This window comes from Vibrio sp. S234-5, assembly GCF_000960595.1.
Lineage (GTDB): Bacteria > Pseudomonadota > Gammaproteobacteria > Enterobacterales > Vibrionaceae > Vibrio.
Window position 1 is genome coordinate 1 of the sequence record NZ_JZAM01000365.1, and the last position, 416, is coordinate 416.

The following is a 416-nucleotide window of genomic DNA, read 5'->3' on the forward strand; positions in this document are numbered from 1 at the left end:
GTGTGCGCGGCATGAATCTCAACACCGTCAAAACCGGCGTCTTGAGCTCGTTTACTCGCTAATGCAAATGCTTTTACGATGTAGTCGATTTCATCCTTCGTCATCGCTTTGCCTTGAGTATTCGTGCCGCGCTCAGGCACATCACTCGGTGCAAAAATCACGCGCTCACCGACGTTGTAGGTGGTTTTAGTACCGCCATAAGCAATTTGCATCACAATTTTAGAATCGTACTGATGAACCAGTTCTGTGAGCTTTTTGTATTCTTCGATGAAAGAGTCGTTGTAAATACCCATCATCCCTGCGTTGGGCTTTTCTTCTTCAACGATATTGGCGTAACCTGTGACGATTAGGCCGACTTCACCTTTAGCAAGCTCTTCGTAAATATCGTAAAGCTTTGCCGTCATGTGGCCATCTTC

1 pseudogene is annotated in these 416 nt (G+C 46.2%); it reads right to left on the minus strand.

The annotated features are described in order from the left end of the window. Nucleotides 1–416, minus strand: a pseudogene (locus UF06_RS21570) (NADH:flavin oxidoreductase); the annotation flags it as partial.